Source organism: Microvirga arsenatis, assembly GCF_009910705.1.
In the GTDB taxonomy this organism is placed as follows: Bacteria; Pseudomonadota; Alphaproteobacteria; order Rhizobiales; family Beijerinckiaceae; genus Microvirga; species Microvirga arsenatis.
On the sequence record NZ_JAAAXJ010000011.1, the window covers coordinates 25,348 to 41,079 of the forward strand.

17 protein-coding genes and 1 tRNA gene are annotated in these 15,732 nt (G+C 65.0%); 11 read left to right on the top strand and 7 right to left on the bottom strand.

The annotated features are described in order from the left end of the window. Positions 1–81: 81 nt before the first annotated feature. The 6 genes from GR303_RS24375 to GR303_RS17825 all read left to right on the top strand — a co-directional run bounded on the left by GR303_RS24375 (position 82) and on the right by GR303_RS17825 (position 4,467). The gene (locus tag GR303_RS24375) at positions 82–249 is read left to right on the top strand and encodes a hypothetical protein (RefSeq protein ID WP_201752124.1); all 168 of its coding nucleotides are present in this window, start codon (positions 82–84) and stop codon (positions 247–249) included. A 62-nt stretch (positions 250–311) separates the two neighbouring features. Further along, entirely contained in the window at positions 312–1,601 is a 1,290-nt protein-coding gene (murA, locus tag GR303_RS17805; RefSeq protein WP_161724780.1) for a UDP-N-acetylglucosamine 1-carboxyvinyltransferase, read from the top strand. Between the two features lie 131 nt (positions 1,602–1,732). Beyond that, on the top strand, positions 1,733–2,173 hold the full coding sequence (locus GR303_RS17810; RefSeq protein WP_161724777.1) for a DUF2948 family protein: 441 nt from the start codon (positions 1,733–1,735) through the stop codon (positions 2,171–2,173). Beyond that, the gene (hisD, locus tag GR303_RS17815) at positions 2,174–3,466 is read left to right on the top strand and encodes a histidinol dehydrogenase (RefSeq protein WP_161724775.1); all 1,293 of its coding nucleotides are present in this window, start codon (positions 2,174–2,176) and stop codon (positions 3,464–3,466) included. It abuts the gene before it with no gap. A gap of 17 nt (positions 3,467–3,483) precedes the next feature. After that, positions 3,484–3,969 (top strand): UPF0262 family protein, encoded by a 486-nt coding sequence (locus GR303_RS17820; protein ID WP_161724772.1) that lies wholly within the window; start codon positions 3,484–3,486, stop codon positions 3,967–3,969. A 15-nt stretch (positions 3,970–3,984) separates the two neighbouring features. Further along, entirely contained in the window at positions 3,985–4,467 is a 483-nt protein-coding gene (locus GR303_RS17825; RefSeq protein WP_161724769.1) for an arsenate-mycothiol transferase ArsC, read from the top strand. Here GR303_RS17825 and GR303_RS17830 read toward each other — a convergent pair. From GR303_RS17830 to GR303_RS17840, 3 genes are all read right to left on the bottom strand, one after another. Then, positions 4,432–4,755, bottom strand: coding sequence for an AzlD family protein (locus tag GR303_RS17830; RefSeq protein WP_161724768.1), 324 nt, complete (start codon positions 4,753–4,755; stop codon positions 4,432–4,434). The two genes, GR303_RS17825 and GR303_RS17830, sit on opposite strands and share 36 nt — an antisense overlap. Then, positions 4,752–5,453, bottom strand: a complete 702-nt coding sequence (locus tag GR303_RS17835) for an AzlC family ABC transporter permease (RefSeq protein ID WP_161724828.1) — start codon at positions 5,451–5,453, stop codon at positions 4,752–4,754. Before GR303_RS17835 ends, GR303_RS17830 begins: the two co-directional genes overlap by 4 nt. A 62-nt stretch (positions 5,454–5,515) precedes the next feature. Next, positions 5,516–6,187 (bottom strand): TerC family protein, encoded by a 672-nt coding sequence (locus tag GR303_RS17840; protein ID WP_161724766.1) that lies wholly within the window; start codon positions 6,185–6,187, stop codon positions 5,516–5,518. Between the two features lie 431 nt (positions 6,188–6,618). On the opposite strand from GR303_RS17840, the gene GR303_RS17845 reads away from it, so the two are divergent. The 5 genes from GR303_RS17845 to rarD all read left to right on the top strand — a co-directional run bounded on the left by GR303_RS17845 (position 6,619) and on the right by rarD (position 11,343). Beyond that, entirely contained in the window at positions 6,619–7,287 is a 669-nt protein-coding gene (locus tag GR303_RS17845) for a tripartite tricarboxylate transporter TctB family protein (protein ID WP_161724763.1), read from the top strand. Continuing rightward, entirely contained in the window at positions 7,287–8,903 is a 1,617-nt protein-coding gene (locus tag GR303_RS17850; protein WP_246205689.1) for a tripartite tricarboxylate transporter permease, read from the top strand. Before GR303_RS17845 ends, GR303_RS17850 begins: the two co-directional genes overlap by 1 nt. A 62-nt stretch (positions 8,904–8,965) precedes the next feature. Further along, on the top strand, positions 8,966–9,940 hold the full coding sequence (locus tag GR303_RS17855) for a tripartite tricarboxylate transporter substrate-binding protein (RefSeq protein ID WP_161724760.1): 975 nt from the start codon (positions 8,966–8,968) through the stop codon (positions 9,938–9,940). Positions 9,941–10,061: 121 nt separating this feature from the next. Next, positions 10,062–10,138 (top strand) — tRNA-His (locus tag GR303_RS17860). Between the two features lie 281 nt (positions 10,139–10,419). Continuing rightward, positions 10,420–11,343 (top strand): EamA family transporter RarD, encoded by a 924-nt coding sequence (rarD, locus tag GR303_RS17865; protein WP_201752125.1) that lies wholly within the window; start codon positions 10,420–10,422, stop codon positions 11,341–11,343. 40 nt (positions 11,344–11,383) lie between these two features. Here rarD and GR303_RS25210 read toward each other — a convergent pair whose 3' ends face one another. From GR303_RS25210 to GR303_RS17885, 4 genes are all read right to left on the bottom strand, one after another. Continuing rightward, positions 11,384–12,964 carry a polysaccharide lyase family 7 protein gene (locus tag GR303_RS25210; RefSeq protein WP_161724758.1) on the bottom strand — a complete coding sequence of 527 codons (1,581 nt, stop codon included), beginning with the start codon at positions 12,962–12,964 and terminating at the stop codon, positions 11,384–11,386. A gap of 791 nt (positions 12,965–13,755) precedes the next feature. Continuing rightward, entirely contained in the window at positions 13,756–13,989 is a 234-nt protein-coding gene (locus tag GR303_RS17875) for a hypothetical protein (protein ID WP_161724755.1), read from the bottom strand. A 158-nt stretch (positions 13,990–14,147) separates the two neighbouring features. Further along, on the bottom strand, positions 14,148–14,951 hold the full coding sequence (locus GR303_RS17880) for a hemerythrin domain-containing protein (protein ID WP_161724753.1): 804 nt from the start codon (positions 14,949–14,951) through the stop codon (positions 14,148–14,150). 343 nt (positions 14,952–15,294) lie between these two features. Continuing rightward, entirely contained in the window at positions 15,295–15,606 is a 312-nt protein-coding gene (locus tag GR303_RS17885) for a hypothetical protein (RefSeq protein ID WP_161724750.1), read from the bottom strand. Between the last annotated feature and the right edge of the window lie 126 nt (positions 15,607–15,732).

The window sequence follows — 15,732 nt, forward strand, 5'->3', positions numbered from 1 at the left end:
AAAGTCCGGGCTGTCATATTGCGGTTGAGAGCCGCCTGCGAAGCCTTTATTGAAGGAAGGCGACGATGGGTCGCGTGAACCATGGCTGACGTGAAATCGCAGGACAAGGCCGACCGGCTCAAGGCGGCCCTGAAGGAGAACCTGAAGCGGCGCAAGGCCCAGGCACGGGGACGGCAGGCTTTGAAGCCGTCGGGAACCGAAAGCGGGAGCTTGAGCGTTTCGGCAGAGCGCGACAAGGCGTCCGACTAGCCTGAAGAGCCGGACGCGCGCATAGCGCATGGTTCAGACAGACAAGCAGCAAGGGAATTTCGATGGATCGCATTCGCATCCGGGGCGGGGCGCCTCTCAACGGTCTGATTCCGATCTCGGGCGCCAAGAATGCGGCCCTGCCTCTGATGATCGCGAGCCTCCTGACGGAGGAGACGCTGGAGCTTGGCAACGTGCCGCGGCTCGCCGACATCTCCTCCCTCCTGCGGATCATGAGCAATTTCGGGGTGGATCACTCCATCGCCGGCCGCCGACCGGGCCAGACCACCGAGACCGGGCAGACGATCCGCCTCACGGCCAAGAACGTCATCGATACCACGGCCCCCTATGAGCTGGTCTCGACCATGCGGGCGAGCTTCTGGGTCATCGCTCCCCTGGTCGCCCGCTTCGGCCACGCCCGGGTCTCGATGCCGGGGGGCTGCGCCATCGGCACCCGGCCGGTGGACCTGCTCATCATGGCCCTCGCCAAGCTCGGCGCCGCCATCGAGATCGAGGCCGGCTATGTGGTCGCGACAGCACCCAAGGGCCTGCGGGGCGCCGAGATCGACTTCCCAAAGGTGACGGTGGGCGGCACCCACGTGGCTCTCATGGCGGCGACCCTTGCCGAAGGAACCACCGTGATCCGCAACGCCGCCCGGGAGCCCGAGGTGGTGGATCTGGCCCAATGCCTCGTCAAGATGGGCGCCAGGATCCAGGGCGCCGGCACCTCCGAGATCGTGGTCGAGGGCGTCTCCCGCCTCCACGGCACCTCCCATGACGTGATGCCCGACCGCATCGAGACCGGCACCTACGCCATGGCGGTGGCCATGACCGGGGGCGACCTCGTGCTCGACAACACGAAGCCCGAATATCTCCAGGCCGCTCTCGACGTGCTGGGCCAGGCGGGAGCCGAGGTGACCTCAACCATTGGGGGCATCCGCATCCGCCGCAACGGCAACGGCATCCAGCCGGTGGACATCACCACGGATCCCTTCCCGGGCTTCCCCACCGATCTTCAGGCCCAGTTCATGGCCCTCATGACCCGGGCGAGCGGCACCTCCCGGATCCGCGAGACGATCTTCGAAAACCGCTTCATGCACGTGCAGGAGCTCGCCCGCCTCGGCGCCCGGATCCGCCTCGACGGCGACAGCGCCTATGTGGAGGGGGTCCCGACCCTGAAGGGGGCTCCCGTCATGGCCACGGATCTGCGGGCCTCCGTGTCCCTGGTCATCGCGGGCCTCGTTGCCGAAGGCGAGACCACCATCAACCGGGTCTATCACCTGGACCGCGGATTCGAGGCGCTCGAGGCCAAGCTCGCCCGGTGCGGCGCCCAGATCGAGCGCGTGAGGGGCTAGAAGGGTTCGGGGCCGGCTCACCGCCGGCCCTTTTCTTGTCCAGGTCCGAAGGACAGGCCGGGCCGAAAGGTTGCGCTGGGCCATGGGGCTCTCTACCTAAACCTCAAAGTTCAACAACAGGTTGGTGGGCCATGGACCTTCTGAAGCTTGTCGCGTTCGATCCGGAAGACCTTGCCGTCATCTCCGCCCATCTGCAGGATTCGCTCCTGCAGGTCGGCGACGTCGTCTATTTGCCCAAGGAGCGGCGCTTCGCCATCCAGGTCCGCCGGTTCGACTGGGAAGCAGCAAGCCCCCAGCGACGCCTGACCTGCATGCATTTCGAGCATGTTACCGGCGTGCGCGTGCGCGGCATCGACCAAGCCAACAAGGATGCGGTTCTTAACCTTCTCGCCATTGCCTTCGAGGAGAAGGATGCTCCGTCGGGCACCGCCACCTTGATCTTTGCCGAGGGTGGAGCCATCCAGGTGGACCTGGAGTGCATCGAAATGCAGATGAAGGACATCGGCCCGGTCTGGGCCGCCGAAAGCCGCCCGTCGCACGAGGACCAGCTGCAAGCGGCGGAGCGCCCGTAAATGGCGCAGAGGCTCGATGCGCGGGATCCTTCGTTCCCGCAGGCTTTCGCCGCCCTGCTCGCCGCCAAGCGCGAGATCTCGGAGGATGTGGACCAGGCGGTCCGCGTCATCATCGAGGACGTGGTGGCACGGGGCGACGAGGCGCTGATCGACTTCACCTATCGCTTCGACGGGCTGGCGCTCCAACCCGAGACCCTGCGCATCTCCGAGCAGGAGATCGATGCAGCCGAAGCCCAGTGCCCGCGGGAGGCGCTCGAGGCCCTGGCGCTGGCGAAGGAGCGCATCGAGACCTACCACCGGGCGCAGCGCCCGCAGGATTACACCACCACGGATCCGGTGGGCGTCACGCTCGGCTGGCGCTGGACGGCGCTCGAGTCCGTCGGGCTCTACGTGCCCGGCGGCCTGGCCAGCTATCCTTCCTCCGTGCTGATGAACGCCGTGCCGGCGAAGGTGGCGGGCGTGCCGCGCGTCGCCATGGTGGTGCCGACTCCGCGGGGCGAGACGAACCCCCTGGTGCTTGCCGCTGCGCGCCTGGCCGGCGTCGACGAGGTCTTCCGCATCGGCGGCGCCCAGGCCGTGGCGGCCCTGGCCTACGGGACCGAGTCGGTGCGGCCCGTCGCCAAGATCGTGGGCCCCGGCAACGCCTATGTGGCCGCCGCCAAGCGCCGGGTCTTCGGCCAGGTCGGCATCGACATGATCGCGGGCCCGTCCGAGGTTCTCATCCTGGCGGACGCCCATGGCAATCCGGACTGGATCGCGGCGGATCTCCTCGCCCAGGCCGAGCACGATCCGGCCGCCCAGTCGATTCTCGTCACGGACAGCCCCGCCCTGGCCGATGCGGTCGAGAAGGCCGTCGAGCGCCAGCTCCGGACCCTGCCGAAGGCCGGGATCGCCGGCGCCAGCTGGCGCGACTACGGAGCCATCATCCTGATCGACCGGCTGGAGAACGCCATTCCACTGGTCGATCGCCTGGCGCCCGAGCATCTCGAGATCGAGACGGAGAATGCGGAGGAACTGGCGGCCAAGGTCCGCAATGCGGGCTCCATCTTCCTCGGCAGCCATACGCCGGAAGCCATCGGCGACTACGTGGGCGGCCCGAACCACGTGCTTCCCACGGCCCGCTCGGCCCGGTTCTCGTCCGGCCTCGGCGTACTTGACTTCATGAAGCGAACCTCGATCCTGAAGTGCGACCCGGGCGCCCTGCGCGCGCTGGGGCCCGCAGCGATGGCGCTCGGGCGCTCTGAGGGACTGGAGGGGCATGCGAGGTCGATTGCGATCCGCTTGAACCTTTGACGGCAAGCGGAGGGGGGATGGCGAGCGAAGCGAAGGAGCGGGCCCGGCTGGTGGCGGTCACCCTCGACGAGGCCTCCATCGGCCGCGGCAATCCCGACCAGGAGCACGAGCGGGCCATAGCCATCTACGACATCCTGGAGGAAAACACCTTTGCCCTGCCGAACTACGACGGCGGGCCCTATGGCTTACGCATCTCTCTGATCGAGAAGAAACTCTGCTTCGAGGTGACCACGCAAGACGGCGCCCACCTCGTTTCCCATCATCTCTCCCTCACGCCGTTCCGTAAGGCGATTCGCGATTACGAGATGATCTGCGACAGCTATTACCAGGCGATCCGCACCGCCTCGCCCGCGCAGATCGAGGCTATCGACATGGGACGGCGCGGGCTGCACAACGAGGCGGCCGAGCTCCTGATGCAGCGGCTGGACGGCAAGCTCATCCTCGATTTCGATACGGCGCGGCGCATCTTCACCCTGATCTTCGCGCTCCACTGGCGGGGCTGACGCTTGGAGGAGCGTTTGGACGAGCCCCGCGCGAAACGGATCCATTCGGTTCTGTTCGTCTGCGCAATGAATTCCGTTCGCTCTCCCATGGCCGAGGCGATTGCGCGGCACTATTTCGGCAAGTCGATCTACGTGCAGTCCGCAGGCGTCCGCAAAGGGGAGATGGACGGGTTCACTGCCTCGATCCTGTCGGAGATCGGCATCGACGCCTCCAAGCACAAGCCGCGCACCCTCAAGGAGCTCGAGGAGTGGGAGGGGCTCAACTTCGATCTCATCATCACCCTCTCGCCGGAGGCGCACCATGCGGCGCTGGAGCTGACGCGCACCATCGCCGCGGACGTGGAATACTGGCCGACGCCGGATCCCACGATCACGCAGGGCTCGCGCGAGCAGGTGCTGGATGCCTACCGCAACATCCGTGACGGACTGATGTACCGCATCCGCCTGCGGCTCAGGCAGGGCTCATCCAAGAGCCCGAATGACGGCGAGGGTGCCTAGGCCCGCCAGAAGGCCGATCACGTCGATCCGTGTTACCGCCATGGCGATGATGGCCGCGGCCAGGGCGGCGATGGCGGGCAGGCCGTTGTCCATCACCACCGGCAGGATCGTGGCCAGGATGATCGAGCCGGGAAGGGCGCGCAGCCCTCGCTCGATGCGCGGCGTGATGCGCACCCGGCTCATCACCACGACTCCGGCGATGCGGCACAGGAACGTCACGAGCACCATGCCGGCGATGGCGAGAACCGATCCCCAGGGGCTCGCGATGATGGTGCCGGCGGCGGTCATTCGATCAGCATCCCGGCCGCGACTCCGGCCAAGGCGCCCGCGATGATGAAGAGATAGCCCGGCACGAGGGCGTGAACAACGAGGGAAACGAGGCCAGCCACGAGCCAGGGCAGGGCGGGCTTGGCTCCCTTCCACAGGGGCACGAGCATCACGCCGAAGAACACCGGCATCACCAGGTCGAGGCCAAAGCGCCTCGGCTCCGGCACGAGGGCGCCGGCGAAGTAGCCCGTGAACGTCGCCACGAGCCAGACCAGCCACAGGATGAGCCCGCAGCCCAGGAGCACGCCCACGTCCCGGCCGCCCTCGTTATGGTAGCGCGTGCCCACGAGCCAGCCCGCCTCGGTGATGAGGAAGAGGTTGAGGGCCGAGCGGGCAAGGGGCTCGTCCCTGAGCCAGGGCTGGAGCGTGGCGCCGAGCAGGATCATGCGGGCGTTCACGACAGCGGTGACGGTCATGATCGTGAGGATCGTTCCAGGCGTCCAGACCTTCTGCCAGATCTCGATGCCGACCATCTGGGAGGCGCCCGCATAGACGAAGGCCGACAGGCCCAGGGTCTCGCCGAGCGACAGTCCCTTCTGGGCTGCGGCGGTGCCGAAGGCGAGGGCGAACATGATGAAGCCCGGGAAGGCGGGGAGGGCGGCGCGGGCGCCCTGCCGGAGGCCTGAAGAGGAAAAATAAGGGCGGGGAGCGGGAGGCATGAGCGTCACGCTCTCTGCCCTCCCGCATCCCCGCCGTCAATCGGAGATTGGCGGCCTGCCTCTTACGAGGCGGCGCCGTTCACCAGGGGATAGACCTCGACGAAGCCCTCGTAGATCATCTTGAGCGCCACATAGAAGATGATCGCAAGGCCGAGATAGGCGATCCAGCGATGGCGCTGGAGCAGGCGGGCGATATAGGAGGCCGCAACGCCCATGAGGGCGATCGACAGGAGAAGGCCAAAGGCGAGGATGTAGGGATGCTCGCGCGCCGCGCCGGCCACGGCAAGCACGTTGTCGAGGGACATGGACACGTCGGCGATGATGATCTGCCAGGCGGCCTGAGCGAAGGTCTTGCGGGGAACTCCACCGGCAACGGTGCCGTCTTGGTCGATGTCCCGGCCCTCGAGAGCCTCCTCGGCCGCATGCTGCTCTTCCTCATGGCCGGCCCTCAGCTCGCGCCACATCTTCCAGCACACCCACAGCAGGAGAATGCCGCCGGCGAGCAGGAGCCCGACGATTTGAAGGAGCTGCGTGGTCAGGAGGGCGAACACGATGCGCAGGGCCGTGGCGGCCAGGACGCCGAGCAGGATCGCCTTGTTGCGCTGTTCCTTGGGGAGGCCGGCGGCGGCCAAGCCGATGACGATGGCGTTGTCGCCGGCAAGCGCCAGATCGATGCCGATCACCATCAGGAAGGCAACGACCTCGGGTCCGAAATACTGCGAAAGATCAAACATGCATTGCCTCGTTTGTCGGTTGAAGGGCAGCGCATGCAAAACGCTCAAAGAGACGCATCTGGCATTGTCCCGATCCGGCTTCTGGCGGGTCCGGGGCCGAAATGCAGGCAAAACCGTCTTTTTGAACGAATCCAGGCCGCCCTGGTCTTCATCCAGTCCGACATCGCCGCTTCCTTTCGAAGCGACCAGAGGGGCCCGGCCTGGCAATGGAGGTCCATCTAGAGAACAGGGCGTTCGGGATCAAGTCATATCCTGACGACCTCGAGGTTCAGCCCGGCGGTCCGGCGGGTCCTCATCCTCTCGTTCACGGCAGGGGGGCTGTTGAGAAGCGTTGTCCTTCAGGAAACAGCCGCTTGATCGAAACGACGGCCTTGGGCCATATCGATGATGGAAAACCCTGGGCGCACTGGGCGTCCGCCGGGAGGTCGTCCATGTCCATTGTTCACGAGGGCTCCGGCCCCCCACGGCCCCGCGGTCCGATCCGCGCCCCGCAAAGTCTTGCCGGAGGCCTGGTTCTCCTCGCCTTGTCAGCCCTGGCCTTGTGGCTGACGCGGGACCTCGATCAGGGCACGCTCAATGCCATGGGGCCGGCCATGCTGCCGCGCTGGCTGGCCATCGGCGTCGGCCTGTCGGGTTTGGCGCTCCTCGCCTTCGCCTTCATCAAGGATGGCGATCCCCTGGAACGTTGGAGCCTGCGCGGCCCGGTCTTCGTCATCGGCGCCATCCTGGCCTTTGCCGTGACCATCCGCGGCTACGCCTTCGGCCCCCTGGTCATCCCGGGATTGGGGCTGCTGGTCTCCGGTCCGCTCGCCATCCTCATCGGCGGCTTCGCCACCCCCGAGGCGCGCCTGCGGGACCTCGTCATCCTGAGCCTGAGCCTCACCCCCTTCTGCATGGTGCTCTTCGGCGATCTCCTGAACCTGCCGATCCCGGTCTTCCCACAGGCCCTTGCAGGCCTTTTCCCCGCCGACTGGTCGCAGAAGGCGGTGCTGCGGGCCTGCGCCGCCATCATGGCCGTGGCGGGGCTGGCCGTTTTCCTGGCAACCCGAGGCCGCAGCCGCAAGCCGGTCGACGTGACCGACCATAGCGGGAGGATCTGATGGGCGATCTCGTCTCCAATCTCTCCCTCGGCTTCGGGGTCGCCCTGACCCCGGTCAACCTGGCCTTGGCCTTCCTGGGCTGCCTCGTCGGTACGCTCATCGGCGTGCTGCCGGGCGTGGGCCCGATCGCCACCATCGCCATGCTTCTGCCGATCACCTTCGGGCTCGATCCCGTGGGCGCGCTCATCATGCTGGCCGGCATCTATTACGGCGCCCAGTACGGCGGCTCGACCACCGCGATCCTGGTCAACATCCCCGGAGAGGCCACCTCCGTGGTCACGGCGCTCGACGGCCACCAGATGGCCCGCCAGGGCCGCGCCGGCGTGGCGCTCGGCATCGCGGCCATCGGCTCGTTCTTCGCCGGCACGGTGGCAACGCTCGTGATCGCGGCGCTCGGCGCGCCGCTCACCGGCCTGGCGCTGATCTTCGGCCCGACGGAATACTTCTCGCTCATGGTCATGGGCCTCGTCTTCGCCGTGGTGCTGGCGCGAGGCTCCATCCTGAAGGCCATCGCCATGATCCTCGTAGGCGTGCTGCTCTCCACGGTGGGCACGGATCTTGAGACCGGCGAGGAGCGCATGACCTTCGGCCTGCCGTTCCTGGCCGACGGCATCGACTTCGCGGTGCTGGCGATGGGGATCTTCGGCATCGCCGAGATCATGCGCAACCTCGATCATACCGAGCACCGGGACGTGGTGCGCCAGGCCATCGGCCGTCTGCTGCCCAACATGGACGATTTCAAGCAGGCCTACAAGCCGGTGCTGCGCGGCACCTTCATCGGATCGCTCCTCGGCATCCTGCCGGGCAACGGGGCGGTGCTTGGGCCCTTTGCCGCCTATACGCTGGAGAAGAAACTCGCCAAGGACCCCCAGCGCTTCGGGCGGGGCGCCATCGAAGGCGTGGCGGGGCCCGAGAGCGCCAACAATGCCGGAGCCCAGACCTCGTTCATTCCGCTCCTGACGCTGGGCATTCCGCCGAATGCGGTGATGGCGCTGATGGTGGGCGCCATGACCATCCACGGCATCATCCCCGGGCCGCAGGTGATGACCAAGAGCCCGACCCTCTTCTGGGGCATGATCGCCTCCATGTGGATAGGCAACCTGATGCTGCTCATCATCAACCTGCCGCTGGTGGGCATGTGGGTGCGGCTCCTGAAGGTGCCGTACCGCCTGATGTTCCCAGCGATCCTGATGTTCTGCTGCATCGGCATCTACTCGATCAACTCGCTGCCGACCGACGTGATGTTCATCGGCCTGTTCGGGCTGATGGGCTACATGCTGATCAAGTTCGGCTTCGAGCCGGCGCCGTTGCTGCTCGGTTTCGTGCTCGGAAGGCTCATGGAGGAAAACCTCAGGCGAGCCCTCATCATCTCGCGCGGCGATCTGTGGACCTTCATCACCAAGACGATTCCGATGCGGATGAGCGAGTTCTGGGGGAGCATCTTCAACGGGACCCTCTGCCGGCCGGCAACGCCGGCGATGGGCGGGCAGGAGAGCCCCGGCTTCGTCTGCGGCTATCCGCTGAGCGCCACGCTTCTCGCGATTGCCGCCTTCGTTCTAATCCTGGCCCTTCTGCCGTCCATCCGAAAGGGGAGGGACGAGGTGTTCACCGAGTAGCTTGCCTTCGGAGCCGAGTTGCCCAAGTGTAAGGCCACAACTTTCCTATGGGAGGAACATTGATGAAGAAGATCGTTCTGGCCTTGGCAGCCGCGGCCGGTTTGGCGGCCACCGGCGCTCAGGCCCAAGGCTATCCGACCCGGCCGATCACCATGATCGTCCCCTTCGCGGCCGGCGGTCCCACCGACGTGATCGCCCGCATCGTGTCCGACCACATGAGCCGCACCCTCGGTCAGCAGATCGTGATCGAGAACGTGGCGGGTGCCGGCGGCACCACGGGCATCACGCGCGGAGCCCAGGCTCAGCCCGACGGCTACACGATCATGATGGGCCACATGGGCACCCACGGCGCGGCGCCGGCTCTGTATCCGAACCTGAAATACGATCCGGCCAAGGATTTCGCGCCCATCGGCCTGGCTGCGGGCACGCCCATCGTGATCGTGGCCAAGAAGGAGTTCCCGGCCAACGACCTCAAGGGCTTCCTCGATTACCTGGCGAAGAACGGCGACAAGGTGAACATGGCCCATGCGGGCGTGGGCTCCGTCTCCCACTCGACGGGCATCTTCTTCAACTCCGTGGTCAAGGCGAAGCCCACCATGGTGGCCTATCGCGGCACGGGCCCGGCCCTCAACGATCTCATGGCCAACACGGTCGACTTCATGACCGACCAGATCGTCAACGTGGCGCCCCAGATCCAGGGCGGCAACATCAAGGCCTTCGCCATCGCCACCCCGCAGCGCTCCCCCGTGCTGCCCAACGTCCCCACCACGAAGGAGGCCGGCCTCGAGGGTTATGAGGTCAGTGCCTGGAATGCGGTCTTCGCGCCCAAGGGCACCCCGGCGGACGTGGTCAAGAAGCTCAGCGATGCTCTGGCGAAATCCCTCGACGACGAGACCACCAAGAAGCGCCTGCTCGAACTCGGCGGCGTGATCCCGAGCGCGACGGAGCGTACTCCCGAAGCCCTGCAGAAGCTCGTCGAGAGCGAGGTGGCCCGCTGGACCCCGGTTCTCCAGGCTGCCGGAGCCAAGGCGGAATAAGACCGGCAGGCTTGAGCATTGGAGGCGGCGGGCCAAAAGCCCGCCGCTGCCATTTCGGGCTCCCGAACCCCGAAACAGGTCTTGAAATTGCTCGTCCGGGCGATTACACCCTGCCTCACGTGCAGCCGTAGCTCAGTTGGTTAGAGCACCAGATTGTGGATCTGGGGGTCCCCCGTTCGAGCCGGGGCGGCTGTACCACTCCCCACACCGGAGCCGTTTCGTGAGCCCTCGCAGGTTCGATGCCTGCTGTCTTGAGCTCGCGGATGATCCCTCCAAAGGCGTTGCCGATCTGCAAGCCCCTGTTTCTGAAACGCCGGGCGCTTCCAGCCTTAAACCTCTGTGCATTCTGTCTTCCGCATGCGGCGGAGCTGGCAGCGGCGGGCTATCACGTGCCCGGGAAACGCAGTAGGACGGGCTCGGCAGGGGAGCCATGAGAATGGATTCTCCTGCGAGAGCAGCGTGCGAAGTCAGGAAGCGTGATGGGATCGGAACCCCTGGGAGCTGAGGAGCGTCGGGCGCGGATCGGCGTCCTTTATGCCCTGGCCGCGTTCTTCATGTGGGGCTTGGCGGTTCCGCTGCATTTCAAGCTGCTCTCCCCCGTGCCGGCGCCCCAAATTCTCGCGCACCGCATCGTGTGGGCGAGCCTCTTTGCCCTGGGGCTCATCGTCCTCTTCCGTCAGGGCCGGCAGCTGCTCGAAGCCGTGACTTCCGGCCGTCGTCTCCTGCTCCTGTGCGTCTCAGCTGGTCTCATCGCCATCAACTGGCTCATCTACATCTGGGCCGTGAATGCGGGGCATCTCGTCCAGACGAGCCTCGGCTACTTCATCAACCCGCTCCTCAACGTGGTGCTGGGCGTGCTCTTCCTGCGGGAGCGGCTTCATCCGGCCCAGATCGCCGCCTGCCTGATCGCCGGGTTGGGTGTTCTCGTCCTGGGATTCTCCGCGGGCGAGATGCCGTGGGTGGCGCTCGCGCTCGCCTGCAGCTTCGGGTGCTACGGGCTCGTCAGGAAAATCGTGCCGGTTGCGCCTCTTGTCGGCTTCTGCATCGAGTCGCTGCTGCTCACGCCTCTCGCCCTCGGCTATCTTGCCGTCACCTTTTCCGATGGAAGTGCGGCGGCCTTCAAGGGACGGACGGAACTCGATGTGCTCCTCATTCTTACCGGCTTCAGCACGGCGGCTCCGCTGATCTGGTTTGCGGCTGCAGCGCAGCGTCTGAAGCTCTCCACCATCGGCCTGCTTCAATACTTGGCGCCGTCCGGGCAGCTGGCGCTCGGCGTCCTCTTTTATGGGGAGCCTTTCGGCTGGATCGACGCGGTGGCCTTCGGCCTGATCTGGGCCGCGCTTGCCATCTACACCGCCAGTGCGCTGAGGCATGCCGGAGACAAGAAAGCGGCCCCGGACTGACCGGGGCCGCTGTTGCTCAGCCTGAGAGGCTTAAGCTGCTTTAGATGACGATGAAGTCGGCAGCCGTCAGCTTGGCGAGGTTCTGGATCACCGCGAACTTCACTGCGGCAGCCGAGCCCGTGCCGTCGGCATCGTAGGACAGAGCGCCCGTCTTGTCGTTGTAGATGATGCGGTCGCTCGAATCCAAGGCCTTCTCGCCGATCACGAAGCTGCTCGAGGAGAGGGTGCCCCACTTCAGCTTGGTGAACACCGTATCATTCAGGCGTATCGAGTCATCGGCCGCGTTGAAGTCGACGATCACGTCCACATTGCTGCTGGTCGGATTGGTATCGAAGGTGAAGGCGTCCTTGCCCGTGCCGCCGAGGAGCAGGTCGCTGCCTGCCTTGCCCCAGAGCTTGTCGTCGCCGGCGCCGGCATCGATGCGATCATTGCCGGAGGTGCCGGTGAGGCTGTTGGCGCTGCTGGTGCCGCTGATCGTGGTCGCGGTCGTCGGCACGGTCGGCAGCGGGGTCGGAAGCGGAGTCGGGGTCGAGGTGTCCGCCGCGTCGGCGACCTTGAGGGTCACGGTGCCGGTGTCGGTATCCCCGTCCGCATCCTTGGCGGTGTAGGTGAAGCTGTCCGAACCGAAGAAGTCGGCCTTCGGCGTGTAGACGAAGGAGCCATCGGTCTTGAGCGTCACTTTGCCACCCTGAGTGGTGCTGAAGGTGCCGGCAACCGCCACCTTGCCACCGTCGGCAGCCGTGTCGTTGGCAAGAACGCCCTGGGCGACGCCCACCGTGAGCACGGTGTCTTCGGTCGTCGCATAGGAATCGTCCGCAGCCGTGACAGGATCGTCGGTCGGGGTCGGGGTCGGCGTCGGGTTGGTCGGCGTGGTCGGGTTCGTCGGCGTAGTGACCGTGCCGTTGTGGTTGAAGCTCAGGGCGTAGAACGAGGTCTGGCCGTATCCGGAGCCATTGGTCTCGTTCGCGCCCAGGTAGGCGCCGGCCTTGAAGTAGAAGGCGTCGGACTGCCAGACGCTGTTGATCTTGGAGACGGACTTGTAGATCTGGCCGTCGGCGTAGACCGTCACCTCGAGATTGTCGCCCTTGGCGTTGATCGTGTAGGAGAAGCGCTCGTCGAGCGACACGCTCGGCTGCTGGCCCGAGGCGTTGACGAAGTAGAACTTCTGCTCGGTGTTGTTGGAGCCGGCCTGGTCGTTGGCGAAGTAGAGCTTGCCGTTCTCCCAGTACAGACGCACCAGCTCGTCGTCCTTGCCGTGGATCTGGCCGACGATGATCCGGCCGCCCACGCCCTCGCGGTTCGGAGCGGCATCGACCTCGAGAGTCGCGCTCATGAAGCCGCCGGTCTGGAGGTTCCAGGCCGCGTTGGCGGTGCCATTCATCTCGCGCAGCTCGGAGCGGGCATAGGAGGAGCCGCTGGTGGTGGCGCCCTCCGCGGGAGCGACGAAAGTCATCGCGCCGTCGGGACCGGTGAAGAAATACTTGGAATGTTGATAGCCGCTGAGGTTTTTAACTTCCATGGCGGTTCCGCTGAAGCCGCCATTCGAATCGACCGGGAGGGTGATCTTCCAATTGGACAGGTCGAAGTTGCCGCTGGGCGCGACAGAAGGATTCAAAGCCATGATTTATGCCCCAAAATTGAGCGAGCCTCGTTTATCGAAGCTTCGAGTAAGAATTCTGCAGTTCTTGAAGGAACTTGCTTGGACTAAGCAGGAATGGAACGCTGGGTACGCAAGGACACTGAAAGATGGGTGATTAAAACGCTTACAATACTGCAGGACTTGAGATGATTATCTCGCTTTCCGCTGATGGCGTTCTGATTTCTGAATGAGGCAACATCGTGGCGGAGCAATTATTTTTTCATCGGAACTGCAGGCTCCCCTCCAAGCGGATAGTTCTCGCCTGATGGGGCTCAGGCTGATTCAAGAAGAGTTTTCAACTCCTTCAAGCTGTTTTCTCATCCGTGTCAGTCATGGCTCGCATAAAGAAAGAGCGCCGCAGAATTCGGCGCTCAAGGAAGGCCGCGATTGCGACCGGAGAGGGAGGACCGTGCCAGCCCTTGGCACGGGAGAAAGGCTGCGCCTCAAAGATGAACAGACAGTTACGGAATCTGCCGGAGGGTTATGGCTCCAGGCCGCCTCGGGCGGCGTAGGGCGATGTCAGGCTGACAGGATACCAAGCGGCGATGGACGAATCGGCTGCGGCCGGCCTTCGCCCGCATGGTGGTGGGTGAGGCTGCGGTCAGTGCAGAATGAGCAGCCAGCTTACCAAAGCCAGGGGGGCTACGATGCCCAGCATGAAGGAAAATGCGTCATGGACCATGGCATGCCTCCGGTCTGTTGACGCAAGGTAACCTTCCCATGCCGGGCGGTCCGTGCGCCGCGGCACCTTCAGGCGCGCCGGAGGCAGGCGGTCAGGACGTTTTGTCGGAGGAGGCTTCGGTTCGCGAGGGGGACGCTGTCTCGTCCGCAGCCGTGCCGCGACTCTTTCTCTTCTTTCCCAGCCACTTGTACAGCATCCAGCCGAGGCCGGAGCTGAGCGCGGCGATCACGACGAGACCGGAGCTCGGATAGTCCCGAAAATTGACGCGGCTCGCCTTGTCGAGCTCTTCCAATCCGTCTTCGGGCTGTTCATCGGTCTCGGGCATGAAACGCGCCTCGCTGCAGATGCCCCAGTTATAGGCCTCTCGCCCGGACTGTCCATCGAGCGCAGGATGCCAAGGCCGTCAAGTCCAAGTGGCCGCACCGGCAGAGCCGGTGCGGCTCAGGCATCATCCTGATGCCGAGACGCAGCGCTGATCCGCGATCAGCGCTGCTGCAACCGCGCGTTCTCCTGGGTGCGATGCCAGGTCGCCTTCTCGGCAAGCTGCATCGCAAGACTGGCGAGGCGGAAGCCGTTGTTGAGAGTCTGCTCCAGATTGTCCTGCAGAAGGGAAACCTGGGTGCGGGCGAGATCCTGCGGGGAGCGGCACTGCGCAAGCCTGCTCCATCCGTCCAGATTGGTCTCGAGACGCTTCTGGCTCATACGCAGGCACTCCCAGGAGAGATCCTGCACGCCCACCGCCACCGTATGGACGCTGTCCGTGCTCATGCGCATCGCGTCGTCGACAGCATCAGTGCTGGCCCGCATGGCGGAATTCTGGGGCACGGGGGAGGCGGGCGCGGCCTGCTTCATGGTCTCGATGTTCGAGATCTCATCCTCGACCTGCTCGGCAACCGCCTGTGCCTCCTCGTCGCTGAGAACCTGGAGCACGGCGGGAAGAAGCTCCTTCCGATCATCGCGGATGTGCCGCTGGAAGGCGCGCCTCAGCTCGGCCACCTTGTCGAGAAACGCACTGCCGTTCTTGGGCATGCCTTCAAGTTCTTCGAGGAGCGCGGCCGTCTCGTTGTTGTCATTCGTGGCGGCCTGCAGCAGATCGATCATTCCATGCCGCTGCAGAATGGGAAAAAGGTGCTGCTCCTGAAGGCTGGCCAAGAGCGCCAGTTCGTCCTTCAATTCCGAAAGCAGGCGCTCGCGCGTCTTGGCGGCGCCGTCCGAAGTGGCGAGGAGCCTGTCGAAAAGATCGTTGGCTCTGTCGGGCGGAGTTTGGCTGAAATGTCTCGCTGGCATTGTTTCATCTCGCAATATTTGAGGTTTCGCTGACGCATTTACGCTTGGTTTCTAGCGACAGGTGAAGGAATGCCCTGCCGCCTTATGAGTTCCGATGGTCTTGAGGCGATCCTAGAGGCTTAGCGCATTGAACAGGAAAACCATGACGCCCACGCGACACAGCACTTGAGGATACCGGTTCTCAGCGTCCCCATTGTAGGACGATCGGATTGAGGCCTCGAGCAGTCTCGACGGGGCCACGGCGGGTTGCCGGGTGGAGAGGCTGCAGCGGACGGCGTCCGAGCGGATCACGCCGCAAGTCGATGGAGCGCTTCTGCCCTGTTGTCTTCTCCGGAAGCGGGTTTCAGCGGGATGCAGTCATTCCGGCAGCCTCCGGAACAGGGCTCTTCGTCAGGGTCATCCTGCTGCTGTCGCGCTCGCACGATACCGTGACGAACCCGTCCGAGGCATTGACGCGCACAGTGACCGCATCGTCCGTGCTGACGAGCTTGACAGGCTCTTCGCCCATCTCCTCGGTGATCTCGCCGATGATGGACAGACACTCACCGAACGGCATGGATGCGATGCGGGTATCGGCGGATTGAGCCATGACGGACGAGCCTGCGGCAAGAACGCCCAAGGTGCCGGTCAGGATGGTCGCCAGGAGGGAGCGCATTGACTGATTCTCCAACTCTCGGAAGATCATCACGCCCGAGACCTGTCCGCTGTGCCACATCGCACAGGGAAGGAACGTGCCCCGACGCAGGCCGTTCCTCGCCGTCGATGTCGCAGGAGAGTGATG

Coding starts and splice junctions, on each gene's coding strand:
- GR303_RS24375 (WP_201752124.1), top strand. CDS start 82: ATGGCTGACGTGAAATCGCAGGACAAGGCCGACCGGCTCAAGGCGGCC.
- murA (WP_161724780.1), top strand. CDS start 312: ATGGATCGCATTCGCATCCGGGGCGGGGCGCCTCTCAACGGTCTGATT.
- GR303_RS17810 (WP_161724777.1), top strand. CDS start 1,733: ATGGACCTTCTGAAGCTTGTCGCGTTCGATCCGGAAGACCTTGCCGTC.
- hisD (WP_161724775.1), top strand. CDS start 2,174: ATGGCGCAGAGGCTCGATGCGCGGGATCCTTCGTTCCCGCAGGCTTTC.
- GR303_RS17820 (WP_161724772.1), top strand. CDS start 3,484: ATGGCGAGCGAAGCGAAGGAGCGGGCCCGGCTGGTGGCGGTCACCCTC.
- GR303_RS17830 (WP_161724768.1), bottom strand. CDS start 4,755: ATGACCGCCGCCGGCACCATCATCGCGAGCCCCTGGGGATCGGTTCTC.
- GR303_RS17835 (WP_161724828.1), bottom strand. CDS start 5,453: ATGCCTCCCGCTCCCCGCCCTTATTTTTCCTCTTCAGGCCTCCGGCAG.
- GR303_RS17840 (WP_161724766.1), bottom strand. CDS start 6,187: ATGTTTGATCTTTCGCAGTATTTCGGACCCGAGGTCGTTGCCTTCCTG.
- GR303_RS17845 (WP_161724763.1), top strand. CDS start 6,619: ATGTCCATTGTTCACGAGGGCTCCGGCCCCCCACGGCCCCGCGGTCCG.
- GR303_RS17850 (WP_246205689.1), top strand. CDS start 7,287: ATGGGCGATCTCGTCTCCAATCTCTCCCTCGGCTTCGGGGTCGCCCTG.
- GR303_RS17855 (WP_161724760.1), top strand. CDS start 8,966: ATGAAGAAGATCGTTCTGGCCTTGGCAGCCGCGGCCGGTTTGGCGGCC.
- rarD (WP_201752125.1), top strand. CDS start 10,420: ATGGGATCGGAACCCCTGGGAGCTGAGGAGCGTCGGGCGCGGATCGGC.
- GR303_RS25210 (WP_161724758.1), bottom strand. CDS start 12,964: ATGGCTTTGAATCCTTCTGTCGCGCCCAGCGGCAACTTCGACCTGTCC.
- GR303_RS17875 (WP_161724755.1), bottom strand. CDS start 13,989: ATGCCCGAGACCGATGAACAGCCCGAAGACGGATTGGAAGAGCTCGAC.
- GR303_RS17880 (WP_161724753.1), bottom strand. CDS start 14,951: ATGCCAGCGAGACATTTCAGCCAAACTCCGCCCGACAGAGCCAACGAT.
- GR303_RS17885 (WP_161724750.1), bottom strand. CDS start 15,606: ATGCGCTCCCTCCTGGCGACCATCCTGACCGGCACCTTGGGCGTTCTT.